Source organism: Microbispora sp. H10836 (assembly GCF_012999525.1).
Lineage (GTDB): Bacteria > Actinomycetota > Actinomycetes > Streptosporangiales > Streptosporangiaceae > Microbispora.
Genome location: NZ_JABBWU010000018.1, coordinates 1 through 17,966, shown reverse-complemented (window position 1 = coordinate 17,966; position 17,966 = coordinate 1). Strand labels below are relative to the sequence as shown.

Genomic DNA, 17,966 nt, shown 5'->3' with positions numbered 1-17,966 from the left:
CCTCCATCAGTGCACGGATACGGCTGGCCCAGTGACGAAAGAGTTGTCCGGCGATGCGCTCGCCGGTTCCGAACGAATCAGCGGAGGACGGATATGACGCTGCAACGCCGGCCTGTCAGATCCCGGTCCAATGGCGCTGTCCGGGGTGTCGCCTCATGGATGTCCGGCACCTCCGTCACGCCGAACCAGATCTCCTGCGCCAGTGTGGTGTTCGCGGGTCTGGCGGGATGGGTGCTGTCCGGGGCTCCGGGATGGGCCGGATGCCTCGCCGCGGCGGTGCTCATCCAGTTGAGGCTGCTGTGCAACGTGCTGGACGGCCTCGTCGCGGTCGAAGGAGGGAAGAAGTCCCCGACCGGCGCGCTGTACAACGAGTTCCCGGATCGCGTCGCCGACTCGCTCGTCATCATCGGGGCGGGATACGGCGCGGGGCTGCCGGAGGTCGGGTGGCTCGCCGCGCTTCTCGCCGTGACCACCGCGTATGTCCGGGTGTTCGGGGGCGCGCTCGGCTTCGAGCAGGAGTTCCTCGGCCCGATGGCGAAGCAGCACCGGATGGCCGTCCTGTCGGCCGGCTGCCTGATGGGCGCGGTCGAGTCCCTCCTGACCGCGACGCAGTACTCGCTCAAGGCGGCGACAGTGGTCGTGGCCGTCGGCTCGGCCGTCACGTGCTGGACCCGCGGTCGCGCCATCGCCAGGAGATTGCGGGCTGCCGATGTCTAGCCTCCTCAGGGTGGCGCTGGTCTGGCTGGTCCGGATCGTCGTCGGCGCCCACCCCCGATACCTGTCCGCCCTGGCGACCGGCCGCCAGCGGATCTATTTCTCGAACCACACCAGCCACGTCGACACGATGGCGATCCTCGCCGCGCTTCCCGCACGGCTCCGCGAAAGCGTCCGGCCGGTGGCGGCGCGCGACTACTGGGACTCCTCCCCGCTCAGAAGCTTCGTCGCGCGGCGCGTGCTCGACGTCGTCTTCGTCGAACGACAGCGGCAGGGGACGGGTGACCCGCTCGATCCGCTGCGGGAGGCGCTGCGCGAGGGGGCCTCTCTGGTGATCTTCCCTGAGGGGACCCGGGGCGCGGGGCCGGAGCCCGGGCCGTTCCGGAGCGGCATATTCCGGCTCTCACGGGAATTCCCCGACGTCGAGCTCGTCCCCGTGAGTCTGTCCAACCTCAATCGCGTCATGCCCAAGGGAAAGGTGATCCCCGTTCCCCTCCTGTGCCGGGTGGGGTTCGGCGCGCCACTCGAGCGGGTGCCCGGCGAGGAGAAGGACGCTTTCCTGGAACGCGCTCGGGGCGCGGTGATCACGATCGGAAAAACCTGACATGCCGCACGTCTTCTGGATGACGATCGCCGGAATGGTGACAGTGCTCACCGCGGCGACAACGGTGGGAACGGTCCTGGCGCGTCGCGCCGGCCCGGGGAACACGACGGTGCTGAACCTCAACCAGCGGATCAACGCCTGGTGGGTCATGATCGCGGTCGCCGGCACCGCGATCGTCGCGGGGAGTCACGCGACGATCGTGCTGTTCGCGCTGTGCTCGTTCTTCGCGCTCCGCGAGTTCGTCACGCTGACCCCGACCAAGGACGGCGACTACTGGTCGCTGCTGCTGGCGTTCTACGTCGCGCTTCCGGTCCAGTTCGCGCTGCTCGGGTTCCGCTGGTACGGGCTTTTCTCGATTTTCATTCCGGTCTACGTGTTCTTCGTCGTCTCGGCCGCCGCCGCGCTGTCGCAGGACACCTCCGACTTCCTCGAACGCAATGCCAAGATCCAGTGGGCGCTGATGGTGTGCGTCTACGGCCTGAGCCACGCCCCCGCGCTGCTGATGCTGGAGATTCCCGGCTACTACTCCGGAAACGGCCCGCTTCTGCTGTTCTTCCTGCTGGTCGTGCAGTCGAGCGACGTCTTCCAGTACGTGTGCGGCAAGCTCTGGGGCCGCACGCCGCTGTCGCCGAAGGTGAGCCCCTCCAAGACCGTCGAAGGGCTCGTCGGGGGCGGCCTGGCGGCGGTGCTGCTCGGCGTCCTGCTGCACGGGCTGACGCCGTTCACCCCCTGGCAGGCCGCGCTGATGTCGCTCGCGATCGTGGCGGCCGGAGTGATCGGCGGTCTCGTGCTGTCGGCGGTGAAGCGCTCGCTCGGCGCCAAGGACTGGGGCGAGATGCTGGCCGGGCACGGCGGAATGCTCGACCGGGTGGACTCACTGTGCTTCGCCGCACCGCTGTTCTTCCACCTGACCCGGTACTTCTTCGTCCCGTGACCCGCGCCGGCCCCCGCGCTCCGGACGGCGTCGCCGTACGTGCCGCTGTGCAGCGGCGTGCCCGGATGGGCCGCGGCCGGGCCCGGCAGGTGCCATTACGCTCTGGTGAACTCTTGAACAATTCACGATCGAGCTGTTACCGTCACCAACCAACTCTAAAAGCTGGTTTCAGGACTATTTCGGACTTTCGGCGCCGAAGCCAGCCAGACCACGGCGATGGTGCCGTGGTCTCACCGTTCTAGGAGCAACCCATGCAGCATGCCCTGCCCAAGCGACGCCTCGCGGCCACCGCCGCGGCGTTCGCCATGGTGGGTGCCGCCTTCCTCGGAGGCGCGACCGGCTCGGCCAGCGCGGCCACCACCGACGAGCCGACGTCTACACCGGTCAACGTGGACATCCCCGACGGGATGCTCATGAGCTACGTCGTCAACGCCCGGATCGCCAACCCCGGCCAGACTCGTCTCGTCGAGCGCGCCGTCGAGGCCGCCGGAGGTGTCGTCGTCCAGTCCTGGCCCGAGATCGGCGTGGTCGTCGCCCACTCCGACCGTGCGGCCTTCCGCGTGAACGTGACCGCCAAGGGTGGCAACGCGGTCGCCTCCGTCGGCGCCACCCGCACGGCCGGGGTCTCCGAGGGGACGCCTGCCGACCTGGCCGCGCCGTGGGGCCCCGGCGCCAACGGGTACAAGAAGGGTGCCAAGAAGCCGGACAACGGCGACATCCCGTCCGACCCACAGCCCGGCGAGAGCCTCGACCCCAACGAGGGGGTCCAGTGGGACATGCAGATGATCAAGGCCCCGCAGGCGCAGGCGATCTCCGACGGCAACCGCAACGTCCTCGTCGGGGTGCTCGACAGCGGCATCTCGCCGACACACCCGGACCTCAAGGCCAACATCGACGTCGCAAACTCGGTCAACTGCAGCAACGTCGGCCGTCCGGACCAGACGCCGCTGGCTTGGCGTCCGACGACGAGCGACCACGGTACGCACGTCGCCGGCACCATCGCCGCCGCCCGCAACAACATCGGCATCGTCGGTGTCGCGCCGAACGTGCGCATGGCGTCCGTCAAGGTCGTCAACGACGACGGCTTCATCTACCCGGAGTACGCCGTCTGCGGCTTCATGTGGGCGGGCCTGAAGCACATGGACGTCACGAACAACTCCTACTACGTCGACCCGTTCGAGTTCTGGTGTGACGACCAGCCCGACCAGGCCGCCAGCAAGGAGGCCGTCCGGCGCGCCGTGCGGTGGGCCACCGAGCAGGGCGTCGTCAACGTCGCCGCGGCGGGCAACTCCAACTACGACATGGCCAACAAGACCGTGGACAAGGGCAGCCCCAACGACGCGCCGCAGCCGACCGTGCGCACGATCAACAGCGGCTGCAACGACCTCCCGGCCGAGCTCGACGGCGTCGTGACGGTCGCGTCCCTGCAGCGCGTGGGCACCACGCTGGACAGCGTCCGGTCGTCCTTCTCCAACTACGGCCTCGGCAAGATCGACGTCGCGGCTCCCGGCTCGTCGATCTACTCGACGACGTGGAACACCCGGACGGGGGTGGATGGCTACGGCACCAAGAGCGGTACGTCGATGGCGAGCCCGCACGTCGCCGGCGTCATGGCGCAGATGAAGTCGGCGCACCCGTCCTGGTCGCCGGCCGAGATGATCAACGAGCTCAAGGCGCGGGCCGTGCCCAAGCCGTGCCCGCAGAACACCGCGGCCTGCACCGGCACCGTCGACGACAACAGCTTCTTCGGCGCCGGTGTCGTCGACACCCTCGCGGTCGTCCAGTGAACTGACCCCGGTGTCACCTGAGTGAGACCACCAGGCTGGGCCCGCACCGTCACGACGGTGCGGGCCCAGTGCCGTACGGCGACGAGGAATGTCCTCCCGACGCCCGGCGCGGCGGCTGACGGCTGCCGCAGAACTCGGCGATGTAGGCCTTGTCCATCAGCGCGATCTGGTTCTCCACTCCCCAACTGCCATTGATCACCCAGGCGAGCGTGTGGGTACCGCCCGACCGCCCGGTCACGCCGGTGAGATAACCATCGAGGGTTCCGCCGTGGCCGTACACGGTGATCCCACAGGGGAGCTTCGTGATGATCACGCCGAGGCCGTATTCGTCGATGTCCGAGCCCGCGCGGGATCCGGGAACCGGCGTCAGCATCTGACGCAGGACAGGCTGTGGTAGCAGACGCCCCGCCAGCAGGGCCGAGGCGAAACGGTTCAGATCTCCGACGGTCGAGATCAGGTCGCCGGATCCGGGCGCGAAGCTCGTGTTGAGCACGGTCGCGTCCTTGACGGCGCCGGAGTCCGACATCTTGTAGCCGTGCAGGTAGGGAGGGGCGATGGACGAGGATCCGCCGGGGAAGTAGGTCGAGCGCAGGCCCAGAGGCCGGATGATCCGCCGCGTGATCTCTTCCGTGTACGGCCGGCCGGTGACCCGCTGAATGACCATCCCGAGCAGGACGTAGTCGGTGTCGGAGTAGTTCCAGGCCGCCCCGGGCGGGAACAGCGGGGGATGTGAGACCGCGACGCGGACCAACGCGCGCGGCACAAGCCGGCGGGACGGGTCACGCTCATAGGCCTGGCCCAGTTCCTTGTCGGTGGTGTAGTCGAAAAGGCCGCTCGTGTGGTTCAACAGCATCCGCAGGGTGATCCGCCGGCCGTCGTTGCCCTTGCCGTCGACCAGGCCCGGCAACCAGTGCTCGACGGTGTCGTCCAGTCGGAGCCGATCCTCGGCGACCAGTTGCAGGACCGCGGTGGCGACGAAGGTCTTCGTGATGCTCCCGGCCCTGAATCGCGCATCAGGCCGCGGCGCCGTGCCGTTCCGGACGTCGCCGACCCCGATCGCCACGTCGGAGGTCCGCTCCCGACTCCATGCCTGCGCCAACGCCCCCGGATAGTGGTTCTGGCGCACGGCCTCGGCCAGCACCGCGCGCAGGGCGGAGTCTCCGTCCTTATCCGGCACCGGGAGGGGAGACGCCGGGGGGCCGAGAAGGGTCACGGCGAGGGCCGCCACCGCCATGACCGCCCGGCGAGAGGCCTGCGCGCGAAGCGGTGTGCGCTTCATCCGCCCTCCCTGACCCCGTGCCGGCCCGGCTTATCCGCCCGTCACCGCGGAGCGAACCTCGCCCGGCACCTGCACGCGACCATTCAATACCGCCACGATTGCCAATCAAACAAGAAACGCGTAAACAAAGTTAAAGGCCTCGGAACAAAGAGCCGAACACCGCCGCCATCTTGCCGACAAGTTTACGTCCCGCTTGCAACACATGCAGCACCGGAGGTGATACTGAAAATACGAGAGGGCAAGCCGGATGCGAATATTCGACCCAGCCCGGACGATCATTTCTCCGAAGCTCGATCAAGGAGATGCAATGGACAGGATGATGGCACTTCAGGCCACCGTCGACGATGAGTTCCGCGCCGAACTCATGACGGATCCAATCGCCTTCGATACTGAGGTCTCCGCGTTACCCGACCCGATCGAGCAGCCCGACCAGGAGTCGCTGAGATCCTGGACGACGGGCGCCGCCAGCGAAATCTACGCCTGTCCGGCCACCCATCATTGCATCCACACCCACGTCTGCCGTAAGACCTATTAGGCGCCGGGCAAGAGGACGCCGACATCGGCGCGGCCGGCCACCGTCGTCCGCGCCGCCGCCGATCGGCAGCCATCCCATGCCGAATGAACACGGGATGTAAGTGGCCGTCGCGGACCGAGATCTGTTCATCAAGAACAAACGCCTGCCCCTACGGCATGGCCTTCATATTCGCGTCATGTCGCAGTAGGTGCGAACGGGAAAACACGGCAAGTCGCACAGTTAACCGGCCACGGCCGGCCAGCCGTCCGTCGCGTACCAAAAGGAGTCCGACCGTTGGGCGACCACCACTCCTTTGTCGACATCGCCGCCGCTGCCGCGAACCTCGCCGAACGTCTGCGAATCCTGGCCGGACTGGAGGCCACCGGACCGGCGACGTTCGCTGACCCGCTTCCCCGATTCGACGCCTGGAAGATCGACCGGATCTCCCAGCGGCTGGCCGTGAAGACGGACGTCAGGGCACCGGACCCGTCCGCGCCGGCGGCCCCCGGCCGGGACGACCTCCGGCGGGCGCTTACCGCCTTCCGGCATCACGAGCTCGGCCTGCGCGATGCCGACGACGACACCAAGGCGGTGTTCGCCGAGGTGCAGCGCTCCTGGCTGCCGACCTACCAGGCCGCACTCGGCGCGTTCGACCGCTCCGCCCAGGATGCGCAGGACGCGAGTTGGCGGCGCCCCGAGATCTACTACGGTCGGCTCGCCATCGCCTGCGAGCCGTTCCTCCTCGAACTCGGCCGCCGGATGGACGCCGCCCGGGCCCGCCATCCGGGCCGATTCGGCCGTCGCATGACCGACGATCTGCAGCGGCATCTTTTCGAGCGTTTCGAGCTGTCACTCGCGTGGGCCGTGGAGGCCGACGCGAAGGTTCACTGCGCCGAGGCGGGCATCGACAGGGCACGGGCGACCCGTGAGGACTTCCGGGCGTACCTCGACGCCACATTCGCCGAGGCGGCCGACCACCACCGCTTCCATCTCGGGTTCCCGGTCCTGGGACGCTGGCTGGCGCACATCACCGCCTTGCTGGCGGACTTCGGATGCGAGCTCGTCGAGCGCCTCGAGGCGGATGCCGCGGCGATCGGCCAGACGATCTTCGGGGAGGACATCTCATCGTTCCTGTCACTGCGGCCGGGTATCTCCGATCACCACGCCGGAGCCCGCACCGTCGCCCTTGTCGAGGCTCAGCTGGTGGGCGGGGCGACCGGTTCGTTCGTCTACAAGCCGCGCTCGATCGCCGCCGAGGCGACGATGCAGAAACTGCTCGCGCGGCTACGCGACGACGGAGTGCTCGATTTCGCGCCGTATGCCGTCCTGCCACGGCCGGGGTACGGCTATGAGGAGCGGATCCCCCCGGGCCGTAACCATGTGACGACCCGTGAGGAGGTCGAGCGGCTTTACCGGGAACTCGGCGGTCACCTGGGGATCTTCTACGTACTGGGCGGAGACGACCTGCATTTGGAGAATGTTCTGGTCGCCGACGGTCACGCCCACGTCTGCGACTGCGAGACCGCCCTCAGCGTGCTCTTACGTGGTCAGGCACGACCGCCGGGCACCCTCCTGGACTCGGTGTTCAGAACCGGACTGCTCGAGTGGCCGCGCGGGGCGGGCTCCGGTGACCTGATGCGGGCCAGCGGCTACTCCGGAGGCGAGGCGTACGAGCTGCCGATGCCCGTGCCCTGCCTCGAAGAGCGGCGCGACAGCTTCCGGACGTCGGTGACGCACATGACCGGCGTGCGCGTCGAGCCGGGGACTCATAACCGGGTGTTGGTCGGCGACACGGTCGTACGACCGGAGGACTTCACCGAAGCGATCATGGAGGGGTTCGGCCGGGTGCACGAATGGTTCGAGCGCCGGCCTGACGCGGCGGTACGCGCGGTGACGGAGATGTTCGGCGGCGGCTCCGTCCGGTTCGTCAACTGGGCCACCCAGCTCTACGTCAACCTGCTGCAGCACGCCCGGCATCCCAGGTGCCTGGTCGACCCCCTGGAGGTCGACCTGACCCTCGGCACGGTTCGTACCTTCCTGCAGAGCTGGGACCGGGACGGCCGGCTCGCGGAGCGGGAGGTCGAGTCGATGTGGCGGCTCGACATACCGATCTTCACCATGGACGCCCGCGGCGGGCCGCTCGTCCACGACCACACGACGCCGCTGGCGATCGACCTCGACACCTCTCCGCTCGGCTGCGCCGCGCAGCGGATCCGGTCGCTGTCCGTGGACAACCGCGAACGGCAACGCCGCTACATCGCGGCCGGCCTGCGCACGAGTGAGGTCGCCAGCCCGGCCTTCGTGTCCGCCGCCGCCGAACAGGCGAGCCGGGTCGGCGAGCGCCTGTGCGCCATGCTCCGCGAGCCGTCGGAGCCCGCACCGTGGACGTCGTACGAGATCAGCCCGGACGGGCCCGTACGGGTCGACATCGGCGGCGACCTGTACGACGGGGCGGCGGGCATCGCGCTGTTCCTCGCCTACCTCGACCAGATCGTTCCGCGACCGGAGTTCCGGCGGGCGGCCGAACGGGCCCTGTCCCACGCCGTCGCGGCCACCGATCGCCGGCAGATCGGCGCTTTCACGGGCATCGGTGGCCTGATCTACCTGCTCACTCACCTGCACCGCCTCTGGCAGGACCGCGAACTGCTCGGGCTCGCCGTGCGCCTGAGCGAGGACCTCAGATCCCGGATCGAGGCCGACACGGCACTGGACGTCTTCAGCGGTGCCGCCGGCCTCATCCCGGTGCTGCTCGGGCTCGCCTCCGAGGCGGACGGCGAGGGCGTCGACCAGGCGCATCTGTGCGCGAGAGCGTTGCTGCGCCGCGCCGTCGCGGACGCCGGCACGCTGAGCTGGCCGCCGCCCGATCCTCGCATCGCCCCGGCCAATCTGACGGGCTTCGCCCACGGAGCGGCCGGTATCGGATGGGCGCTGATCCGGCTCGGGCGGCTGACGGACCGGACGGAGTACGTGATCGCCGGACGCCGTGCCCTGGCCTATGAGGCGCGGCACTTCGACGAGACCACGAACGACTGGTACGACCTGCGCACCAGCCCCGGCGGCGTACTGCAGGACGGCCGCTACTACGCCAACGCCTGGTGCAACGGCGCCGCCGGCATCGGCCTGAGCCGCATCGCGAGCTGGGCGCTCCTCGACGGCGACGACGAGTCGCTGCTGCGGGACACGCACCACGCCCTCACGGCGACGCTACGGAACTTCCCCCGGCTGCGGAACGACACGCTCTGCCACGGCCGGTCGGGGAACGCCGAACTGTTCCTGCGTTTCGCCAGGCTGCACGACGAGCCCACCTTCCAGTTGGAGGCGAACGTCCAGGCGCACGAGCAATGGCGGCACTTCGATGACACCCAGAACGGTCTCATCCAGGACACAGCGGGTTTCTTCCCCGGACTCATGATCGGGAGATCCGGCCTCGGCATGCACTTCCTGCGCCTGGCCCACCCCGACCGGGTCCCGTCCCCCCTGCTCCTCGATCCAGTACCCGGCGGATGAAAGAAGTGGGCACGACGCCGTCATCGCACCGCATGCGGAGGAAGGCCTGAGGGAGGAACCGTGTTCGGAACCGGCCATCGGAGCGCCCAGGCGCCGCCCACCGCACGCCGGTGCCAGGGCGTTCCCGCGATACGGGCGACCGGCCTCCACAAGTCCTATCCGGACGTGGACGCCGTGCGTGGCGTCGACCTCACGGTCGAGCAGGGCGAGACGTTCGGCCTCCTCGGCCCGAACGGCGCGGGCAAGAGCACGATCATCGCGATGCTGTGCACACTTGCCGTGCCCACCGCGGGCCGCATCGAGGTGGCCGGTCACGACACCCGGACCGCGCCCGGCCCGGTGCGGCGAAGTCTCGGAATCGTCTTCCAGGAGAGCACGCTCGACGGGGAGCTCACCGCCGCAGAGAACCTCCGCTTCCACGCCGACCTGTATGCCATGCCCAAGGCCGGGCTGGCCGCCCGGATCGACGCGATGCTCGACCTGGCCGGGCTCACGGCACGACGTGACCACCTCGTACGGACCTTCTCCGGCGGGATGCGCCGCCGTCTGGAGATCGCCCGTGGCCTGCTGCACCGGCCACGGGTGCTGTTCCTGGACGAACCCACCATCGGTTTGGACCCGCAGGCACGCGACCGGCTCTGGGCACACCTGTGCGAGGTGCGTGAACGTGAGACGATCACGATCTTCCTCACGACGCACTACCTCGACGAGGCCGAGCGGTGCGACCGCATCGCCATCGTCGACGACGGACGGATCGTCGCCCAGGGCACGCCCGCCGAGTTGAAGTCGACGCTCGCCGCCGACCGCATCGACCTGCGCACCGGTGACGACGTGGCGGCGGCCGCGGCGCTGCGCGAACGCTTCGGGATCGAGGCCGTCGCCGGACCGCGAGGCCTGCGTGTCCAGGCGGAGAACGGAGCCCGCCTCGTACCCCGGCTGTGCGCGGGCCTGGACGTCCCGGTCCACGAGCTGACAGTCACGAGACCCAGCCTCGACGACGTCTTCCTCCATCACACCGGGCACCACTTCCGGGACGAGCCCGGGGGAGGCCGCTGATGGCCGGCGGCACTGTGCCACGCGCCGCGTACGGCCGCGGCCTCGCCGCCGAACTCGGCGCCGCACGCATGATGTGGCGGCGGGAGATGCTGCACTTCCTCCGCGATCGGGTCGGCACGCTGGTGTCCCTGGTGGAGTCCCTGATGTTCCTCTTCATCCTCGGCATCGGTCTGGGCGGGCTCTTCGCCGCCTCCGGCGCGGGGTCCGCGTCGGACTATCTGACGTTCTTCTTCCCCGGTGTGCTGGTGATGGCGGCGCAACCCGCCGCGATGTCCGTGGGCGCGTCGATCGTCTGGGAGCGGGAGGACGGTTTCCTCCGTGAGATGCTCGTCGCCCCTGTGTCGCGGAGCACCCTGCTGATCGGCAAATGCCTCGGCGGCATGACGGTCGCGACCTGCCACGGCATGGTGATCCTGGCCAGTGCCGGGCTGCTCCACGTCCCGTACCGGCCCGCGGCGTTCGCGATGCTCGCCGCCGAACTGGCGCTGACGTCGTTCGCGCTGACGGTCCTGGCCGCGGCGGTCGCGGTTTTCGTCCGGCGACCCCGCACGCTGACCACTGTGCTCAGTGTCCTGATGGCCCCCCTGATGTTCCTGTCCGGGACGATGTTCCCGATCAGCGCGCTGCCGGGCTGGCTGGCGTGGCTGTCCCGCCTCGACCCGCTGACCTATGCCGTGGACGCCATGCGCCACACCGCCGGAATCGTTCGGTTCCCGCGCGGACGGGCGATGCTGTCCCAGCCGCTCAGCTGGGGCGACCTGCGTCTGTCGCCGCCTGTCGAAATGGCCGTCGTCGCCGCTCTCACCGCGATCACACTGGTCGTGGCCGCCCGGCGTTTCTCCCGGCTCGGCTGACAGGTCACACATGGATCCCACGGTCAGGGGGACATCACGGTACGTGAGAGCGCCGAAGCCGCGTGGGCCCCGGGCGCGCCTGGTGGCGTCGGTCACGGTCCTGGCGAGTGTGCTCGGGGCGGCGGCATGCGGGCCGGCCGCGACGCGTACGGCCGCGCCACAGCCGTCCGACCAGAGCCGGTTGCAGCGCGACGCCGATGCGATCATCGCGACCGGGGCGACAGGGGTCCAGGCGCGTGCGACCCGTGACGGCCACAACCTGATGGCCACCAGTGGTTTCGGCGACACCGGCACCCGGCGCCCGGTCAAGCCGGACGATCATTTCCGGATCGGAAGTTCCACCAAGACGTTCGTGGCGACGGTCGTCCTGCAGTTGGCGGGGGAAGGGAAGCTGTCGTTGGACGACACGGTCGAACGTCGGCTGCCCGGCGTGGTGCACGGCAACGGCAACGACGGCAGCAAGATCACTGTTCGTCAGCTGCTCCAGCACACGAGTGGTATCCATGAGGGCGACGAAGGACAGGAGACACCGGCCGACTACTACCGGCACCGGTTCGACATCGTCCCGCCGGACGCGTTGGTGAAAGAGGCCATGCGGCACCGGCCCGACTTCGCGCCCGGGACGTCATGGAGGTATTGCAACGCCGGGTACGTCCTGCTCGGAATGATCATCAAACGGGTGACCGGCCGCCCGTGGTCCGAGGAGGTCGACCGGCGCATCCTTCGTCCGCTCGGTCTGCGGAACACCAGTGTGCCAGGCCTTTCCCCGGACGTTCCGGACCCGCATTCCGAGGGTTACGACCGGTACCCTGACGGCACGCTCATCGACGTCACCCGAACCCGTGCGCCCTACACCGCCGACGCCGCCGGAGCCATCATCTCGACCACCGCCGACCTCGACCGGTTCTATCGCGCTCTCTTCGGCGGCAGGCTGCTGCGCCCGGCGGAGCTCGACCAGATGAAGCGGACCGTCGCCACCGACGCGAAGGTGCGACAGGCCTTTCCCGGAGCGCGGTACGGCCTCGGGTTGTTCTCCATCCCGCTGTCGTGCGGCGGAAATTACTGGGGCCATGGCGGAGACATCGTCGGATTCATGACGAGGAACGGCTTCAGCGAGGATGGCCGGCGGGGCGTCGTCGTCTCGGTGTCCACCGAGAACGCGGACTCCGAGGACCGCTCCCTGCGTCAAATGAGAGCGGCCTCCACGCTGATCGACCACGCACTCTGCGGAACCGGCTGAGAAGGAGATCCCACAGCCGGCGGTGCCCTCGATCGCGCCGTGCCCGAACTCCTGCTGCCGCTTCGAGATCCGCTTCTCGACGGCGTACGAGGTGAATACTCACGCCTGATGGTGCTACACGTGGTGGGCGCTGATCGTGCGGAGCACCTGGTTCTCGGTGCCGGGCTCCACGATCACGAACTGCCCCATCATCCCGGAGTCCTCATGCCGCAGGATGTGGCAGTGATACATGTACGGGGTCCCCGGGTCCGTGAACCGCCCGAACTGGACGGCCAGCCGCACGGTGCTCTTCGGCGGCACGTACACCGTGTCCTTGTGCCCACTCGCATACCCCGCCGGCTTCTCCCCATCCACGTCGAGCACCTGAAACGCCACCTCGTGAATATGAAAGTTATGGGCGTAAACGGTGTTCTCAACCTCCCAAATCTCAACAGCCCCGGCCGGAATCACCTCGTCAATGCGCGACATATCCATCTCCTTGCCGTTGATCGCATCGTGCCCGTTGAGCCGGAACCGCCGTACCGTGGCATTCGACGGCACCACGATCGGCGCGCGCGCGCCGGCAAGGCGGTCAGGCAGCCGGGGAGAGAAGGCCAGCCGCGGTGCCGCGACAATCTTCAAAAGGTCGAAGTCGCCCTCGTCGATGCCGTCGGACCCCGAAACCGTACGCAGCAGCACCTGCTCCCCAGCCGTGAAAGCCACAACGACCTCCACCCGCTCACCCGGCGTGAGCGAGACCTGCTCCACCTCGACTGGAGCGGCCAGCAGCCCGGCATCGCCGCCGACCACGTGAAACGAGCGACCGTCGGCGAACGTCAGGTGATACATCCGCGCGTTCGACCCGTTGAGGATCCGGAACCGCACCCGCTCGGTCCGCACGTTCAGAAAACCCCTGTATATCCCGTTGACCAGCATGTGGTCGCCCAGGATGCCAAAGGTCCCCTTCAACGGGTCACCGGTCGGCGAGCCGTCCTCCGCGAGGTTCTTGTCCTGCAGGATAAGAGGAATGTCGTCGACCCCATACCGCCCGGGAAGCCCCGCCTCGCCCCGATCGTCATCGACGATGAACATGCCGGCGAGACCCCGGTAGACGTGTCTGGCGGTCTGTCCGTGCGGGTGCGGGTGATACCAGGACGTGGCGGCGGGCTGGTCGATGGTCCAGTGCGGGCTCCATGTCGCGCCCGGTTCGATCGGCTGGTGCGGACCGCCGTCCATTTTCGCGGGCAGCCGCATCCCGTGCCAGTGCACGGTGCTGACTTCATCCAGCCGGTTGGTGACCGTCATCCGGATCTTGTCGCCGCGGGCCGCCCGGATCGTCGGCCCGAGGTGCGGGCCGTTGAACCCCCAGGTCTCGACCGGCTTGCCGGGCAGGATCTCACTCCGGCCGCGCTGCATCGTCAGCGCGAATCTCCGCGTCCCGTCCTTGTCCACTTCGGGTTCGAGCAGGGGTGGAACGCGCAGCTCGGTGCGGAAGGCGGTCGGATCGCTCGCGGAGGCGGAGCCACAGGCCGAGGCGAGGCCCGAGAGCGCGGCGGCCGCGAGGAACTGTCGACGGTTCATGGTCCCCGGTTGGTCTGTCGTGTCCGTGTGGCGTGCCAACTGTGCTGCACCGGGCGCTTGCCTGCACAGTCGCCGGGGTCACCTCGTGGGCGTGAGATCCTCATGATCTACGGGGGTGCGGGCGAGGAGCTCGAAGCGGTCGCCGGTCCGGGTGGTGGTGAGCTCGCCGCCGATGGCGGCCAGGCGGGCGCGCAGGCTGCTCAGGCCCGTGCCGGGCTCGTCGGACGCGGGGGTGGCGCCGTCGTTGGCCACGCGCAGCCGTACGCGACCGTCCTCGATGGCGATCTCGATGACGCACTCGTACTGGGTGCTGTGCCGGAGCACGTTGGTGACCGCCTCGCGCAGCACCACCGCGAGCACGGGCTCGGCTGGCCCGGTCACGGGTACGGCGTCGATCCGTACGGTCGCTCCCGCCGACTCCAGCACGGCTCTGGCGGAGCCGATCTCCGCGGCCAGCGACAGGCGTCGGTCCGGTGCGCTCAGCCGGGCGGTGTCCGAGAGCGCGGCCCGCGCCGACTCCGTCACCCGTTTGAGCTGTTCCGCCGCACGGCCGGGGTCCGTGCCGAGCAGCCGCAGCGCTAGCTCACCATGCAGGACGATCGTGGTGAGGCCGCGGCCGAGCAGGTCGTGGACGTCTCTACCCACCTGTAGCCGTTCGCGCAGGGCGGCCACCTCGACGAGCTCGGCCCGGGTCTTCCTGAGCTCGGTGACGAGGGCGGCCAGCCGGGTCAGTCCGTAGACCGTCAGTGCGGTGGCGAAGGCGCTGCAGAGCTGGTACGCGGCCACGCCCGGCCCCCGGGGCCAGGCTTCGACGGCGGCGACGGCGCAGATCGCCGCGCACAGCGGCCATGACACCGGCGCCCGCACGTAGAGCAGGACGACCCCGGCGAAGAACCCCGACACGACCAACCCGGCCGCGTCCCCTTGCAGGAGTGGCGCGTAGATGGTGAGCGCCTGGGCGACCATCGTCCAGGCAAGGCTCCTGGGCCGGGTGCCCGCACGCAGGGCGGCCAGGTGCCAGAACTGCAGGCCGAAGGTCACGGGCAGCAGGGCCAGGTGGGCGAGGTGCTCGGAATCGTCGGCGACGAAGTTGAAGAGCGACTGCCCGATGAACAGCACGTGCGTGACGACGAGGATCGGCGTGGCCAGCCGGAGGATCCGCGTGTCGTCATCGCGGGACGGGACCGGGATCGCCTCTTCGGCGGCGGGCAGGGACCGGACCCGCTCCAGGGCCTCCCGTGCGACGGCGACGGCCCGGCGGATCGCTTGTCGCGCCGCCTCCGCGTCATGCTCGCGCCGGGCCCGGCGGGCCAGCCGCTCGACGGCGGACACGCTGCTCACGACCAGGCCGCGAACGTGCTCCCACAGCCGTAGCCGCTCGACCTCCCCGGCCCTGGCGGCCAGCTCGGACCGCTCCCGCCGGACCCGGTCCAGCAGGCCGGCGAGGCGGCTGAGACCGTACAGCATCAGTCCGACGTTGAGGGGGGCGACGACCGCGTAGTAGATCTGCACGGGCGCCAGGTCCAGCGCGACCGCCATGGCGGCCTCGACGAGCGCGATCAACCCGAAGAGCGACCATGCCCAGGGACCGCTCACCACGAGCAGCACCGAGGCGGCGACGAACCCCGAGCCGCCGACCCGCCAGCTCTCAGCCTCGGCCAGCAGGGGCAGGTAGTTCAGCACGGCCTGCGCCGGCAGGAGCACGGAGGCCGGACGCCGCCCGCCCCGGAGCGAGATCGGCAGCTGGAGCGCGGCGACGGCGATGACGCTCGCCACAGTCAGCGGGCCGGACGTGGTCTCGCCGAGGTGGAAGGTCACTCGCAGCAGGCACAGCAGGCAGATGAACCCGGCGAGCAGGCGGGCCGGGCTCAGAGCCAACCGGCGCCCTGGGCGATCCGTACGGCGTGCAGCCGGTTGCGGGCGTGCAGCGTGGCGACGATTGCGGTGAGGTGATTACGTACGGTGCCGGCGGACAGGAACAGCGCCTCGGCGATCTGCTCCACGTCCTCGCCGTCGGAGAACCTCCGCAGCACCTGCAGCTCGCGCGGCTTGAGCGGGCTCTCGGCCACCTCCAGCGCGGCCACGGCGAGCTGGGGATCGACCACCCGCTCGCCCGCCGCGACCTTTCTGATCGCGCCGGCCAGCTGGTCCGGCGGGGCGTCCTTGACCATGAACCCGGACGCCTGTGCGGCGAACGCTCTGCGGACGCTCGCCGGGCGGCCGAAACTGGTGACGATCAGCACCCGGCATCGCGGTAGCCTTCTGCGCAGCTCGGCCGCGGCGGTGAGCCCGTCGACGCCGGGAAGCTCGACATCGATCACCGCCACGTCCGGCTCGTGCTCCAGCGCCATGGGCACGATCTCGTCGCCGGTGGCGGCCTCCGCGACGACCTGGATGTCGGGCTCAAGCCGGAGCAGTGCGACCAGTGCCCCGCGGACCATGTGCATGTCCTCGGCGAGCAGAACCCGGATCATCCATCGCCCCTACCGTCAGGACTCCACTTGCGCCCCATTTCTACCATCTCGTGCGATTTTCGCTGGCGATCATGAAGATTTCACGAGGACGGGGATCGGCATGCAGGGTCAGGACAGGCGGAGGAGCCACCCTGCCAGCAAGGGTGTTGGCAAACAGCACAGTTGATCTAGAAAACAAACAGACCCGTTTCCAGGTTTTCCCTGGTCACGGGCCTTGTTCGAGGTGCGCGGCCGAGAGGACTCGAACCCCTGACCTTCTGATCCGTAGATCCCCAAACGATCTCCAGGGCCGTTCGGACCTGTTCGCCATGCAGGCAAGATGAGGACCGGTGGTCCGGATCCGTCCGAATCGGTTCGGAGCCGTTCACCCCGGTGGCTCCCAAGGTGGCTCCCAGCCTGCGGATCACAAGTGGATTGCTGCTTCTCTGCTTGGCAGTGCGCTGACCTGCTGGGGAGTCGGGTGATCTTATTGAGGGAGAGGAGGTGGATCCGTTTATATTCTGGATCTTGAAGTGTGTCCGGTCTCCGTCTCCGGTACCCATGCGAGGGTCACGCCTTGCCCGCGTGATGTCGTACGCCGCCGCTACAAGTCCTGGTCGGCTGCTGGTCACAATCCGCACATGTTCCGGATCTTGCTCACCTGGACGACCGCCTTCAGCGCGCACCCGACCCTGATGGAACTGCCCATACGTCATCGTCCTTGACGGGCACCCCACCCCCTGGGCGCTGAGACGTTCGGGACCCGGCGCGGGGGCTCGGCGGGCGAGGCGTTCAGGCTGGAGCTGTGGATCTTTTCAGGACTTCGCCAATCCGGCTGGGGTGCACGGTGGGCGATTACGGTATATATGGTGATCTATGGAAGGATTTTTCCATGGCATCCGTTAAGCAGATTCAAGTCGCCTTCGATTGCGCTTCACCTGAGCGTGTCGGTCGCTTCTGGTGCGAGGTGTTGGGGTATGTCGCGCCGGCACCGCCTGAGGGGTTCGCCAGTTGGGACGACTTCAATCGCACGCTGCCGCCCGAGCAGCGGGACTCATGGTTCGCATGCAGCGACCCCTCGGGTGTCGGTCCGCGGCTGTACTTCCAGCGCGTTCCCGAAGGCAAGGTCGCCAAGAATCGGCTGCACCTTGACGTGCGGGTCGGCACCGGACTCGTCGGTGCAGAGCGCCTGGCAACCCTCGAGGCCGAATGCGCACGATTGATCCCTCTCGGCGCGAAACGCGTGCGGCTCCTGCCCGCCGATGAAGAAAACGAGTCGTGCCTCGTGATGCAGGACATCGAGGGCAACGAGTTCTGCCTGAGCTGACGAACGTCTAGGTGATGTCCCGCCGGGTGGTGTAACTCGCAGCTGATCGTGTGGGGTCGGCGAGTTGTGGGTTGGTGTGACTATGACGCGGCCAAGGCGGTGTGCGCCAGGGGTTCGGCCGGATCGTCTGCGGGCGG

General features: G+C 68.7%; 14 protein-coding genes. 10 read left to right on the top strand and 4 right to left on the bottom strand.

All coding sequences use genetic code 11. The features are described 5' to 3' along the window. The first annotated feature begins 159 nt into the window (after positions 1-159). From HHX30_RS28765 to HHX30_RS28750, 4 genes are all read left to right on the top strand, one after another. Complete coding sequence (locus HHX30_RS28765) at positions 160-717, top strand: CDP-alcohol phosphatidyltransferase family protein (protein WP_211592701.1); 558 nt, start codon at positions 160-162, stop codon at positions 715-717. Further along, positions 710-1,318 carry a 1-acyl-sn-glycerol-3-phosphate acyltransferase gene (locus tag HHX30_RS28760; RefSeq protein ID WP_169985493.1) on the top strand — a complete coding sequence of 203 codons (609 nt, stop codon included), beginning with the start codon at positions 710-712 and terminating at the stop codon, positions 1,316-1,318. Before HHX30_RS28765 ends, HHX30_RS28760 begins: the two co-directional genes overlap by 8 nt. Before the next feature lies 1 nt (position 1,319). Then, positions 1,320-2,252 carry a phosphatidate cytidylyltransferase gene (locus tag HHX30_RS28755; protein WP_169985491.1) on the top strand — a complete coding sequence of 311 codons (933 nt, stop codon included), beginning with the start codon at positions 1,320-1,322 and terminating at the stop codon, positions 2,250-2,252. 251 nt (positions 2,253-2,503) lie between these two features. Beyond that, positions 2,504-4,039, top strand: a complete 1,536-nt coding sequence (locus tag HHX30_RS28750) for a S8 family serine peptidase (protein WP_169985490.1) — start codon at positions 2,504-2,506, stop codon at positions 4,037-4,039. Positions 4,040-4,088: 49 nt separating this feature from the next. Here the strand turns inward: HHX30_RS28750 and HHX30_RS28745 are convergent, their stop codons facing one another. Continuing rightward, positions 4,089-5,318 carry a serine hydrolase gene (locus HHX30_RS28745; RefSeq protein WP_249350559.1) on the bottom strand — a complete coding sequence of 410 codons (1,230 nt, stop codon included), beginning with the start codon at positions 5,316-5,318 and terminating at the stop codon, positions 4,089-4,091. 307 nt (positions 5,319-5,625) lie between these two features. Between HHX30_RS28745 and HHX30_RS28740 the strand changes: the two genes are divergently transcribed. The 5 genes from HHX30_RS28740 (at position 5,626) to HHX30_RS28720 (ending at position 12,489) form a co-directional block, all read left to right on the top strand. Continuing rightward, on the top strand, positions 5,626-5,853 hold the full coding sequence (locus HHX30_RS28740) for a cinnamycin family lantibiotic (RefSeq protein WP_169985488.1): 228 nt from the start codon (positions 5,626-5,628) through the stop codon (positions 5,851-5,853). Positions 5,854-6,126: 273 nt separating this feature from the next. Continuing rightward, entirely contained in the window at positions 6,127-9,339 is a 3,213-nt protein-coding gene (locus tag HHX30_RS28735; protein WP_169985486.1) for a type 2 lanthipeptide synthetase LanM family protein, read from the top strand. Between the two features lie 60 nt (positions 9,340-9,399). After that, positions 9,400-10,395, top strand: coding sequence for an ATP-binding cassette domain-containing protein (locus tag HHX30_RS28730; protein ID WP_169985485.1), 996 nt, complete (start codon positions 9,400-9,402; stop codon positions 10,393-10,395). Further along, positions 10,395-11,249 (top strand): ABC transporter permease, encoded by an 855-nt coding sequence (locus tag HHX30_RS28725; RefSeq protein ID WP_169985483.1) that lies wholly within the window; start codon positions 10,395-10,397, stop codon positions 11,247-11,249. The genes HHX30_RS28730 and HHX30_RS28725 overlap by 1 nt, the downstream gene beginning before the upstream one ends. Positions 11,250-11,292: 43 nt before the next feature. Further along, positions 11,293-12,489 (top strand): serine hydrolase, encoded by a 1,197-nt coding sequence (locus HHX30_RS28720; protein ID WP_169985482.1) that lies wholly within the window; start codon positions 11,293-11,295, stop codon positions 12,487-12,489. A gap of 114 nt (positions 12,490-12,603) precedes the next feature. On the opposite strand, the gene HHX30_RS28715 is transcribed toward HHX30_RS28720, so the two are convergent. The 3 genes from HHX30_RS28715 to HHX30_RS28705 form a co-directional block, all read right to left on the bottom strand. Continuing rightward, on the bottom strand, positions 12,604-14,049 hold the full coding sequence (locus tag HHX30_RS28715; protein WP_169985480.1) for a multicopper oxidase family protein: 1,446 nt from the start codon (positions 14,047-14,049) through the stop codon (positions 12,604-12,606). Positions 14,050-14,127: 78 nt separating this feature from the next. Continuing rightward, positions 14,128-15,927 carry a sensor histidine kinase gene (locus HHX30_RS28710; protein ID WP_169985478.1) on the bottom strand — a complete coding sequence of 600 codons (1,800 nt, stop codon included), beginning with the start codon at positions 15,925-15,927 and terminating at the stop codon, positions 14,128-14,130. After that, positions 15,918-16,523 (bottom strand): response regulator transcription factor, encoded by a 606-nt coding sequence (locus tag HHX30_RS28705; protein ID WP_169985476.1) that lies wholly within the window; start codon positions 16,521-16,523, stop codon positions 15,918-15,920. The genes HHX30_RS28710 and HHX30_RS28705 overlap by 10 nt, the downstream gene beginning before the upstream one ends. A gap of 871 nt (positions 16,524-17,394) precedes the next feature. On the opposite strand from HHX30_RS28705, the gene HHX30_RS28700 reads away from it, so the two are divergent. Next, entirely contained in the window at positions 17,395-17,829 is a 435-nt protein-coding gene (locus HHX30_RS28700; protein WP_169985475.1) for a VOC family protein, read from the top strand. Positions 17,830-17,966 lie beyond the last annotated feature (137 nt).

Bases quoted from the DNA above. Each gene is read 5' to 3' on its own strand.
- HHX30_RS28725 (WP_169985483.1), top strand. From the start codon at position 10,395: ATGGCCGGCGGCACTGTGCCACGCGCCGCGTACGGCCGCGGCCTCGCC.
- HHX30_RS28765 (WP_211592701.1), top strand. From the start codon at position 160: ATGTCCGGCACCTCCGTCACGCCGAACCAGATCTCCTGCGCCAGTGTG.
- HHX30_RS28705 (WP_169985476.1), bottom strand. From the start codon at position 16,523: ATGATCCGGGTTCTGCTCGCCGAGGACATGCACATGGTCCGCGGGGCA.
- HHX30_RS28755 (WP_169985491.1), top strand. From the start codon at position 1,320: ATGCCGCACGTCTTCTGGATGACGATCGCCGGAATGGTGACAGTGCTC.
- HHX30_RS28715 (WP_169985480.1), bottom strand. From the start codon at position 14,049: ATGAACCGTCGACAGTTCCTCGCGGCCGCCGCGCTCTCGGGCCTCGCC.
- HHX30_RS28700 (WP_169985475.1), top strand. From the start codon at position 17,395: ATGGCATCCGTTAAGCAGATTCAAGTCGCCTTCGATTGCGCTTCACCT.
- HHX30_RS28740 (WP_169985488.1), top strand. From the start codon at position 5,626: ATGGACAGGATGATGGCACTTCAGGCCACCGTCGACGATGAGTTCCGC.
- HHX30_RS28750 (WP_169985490.1), top strand. From the start codon at position 2,504: ATGCAGCATGCCCTGCCCAAGCGACGCCTCGCGGCCACCGCCGCGGCG.
- HHX30_RS28760 (WP_169985493.1), top strand. From the start codon at position 710: ATGTCTAGCCTCCTCAGGGTGGCGCTGGTCTGGCTGGTCCGGATCGTC.
- HHX30_RS28745 (WP_249350559.1), bottom strand. From the start codon at position 5,318: ATGAAGCGCACACCGCTTCGCGCGCAGGCCTCTCGCCGGGCGGTCATG.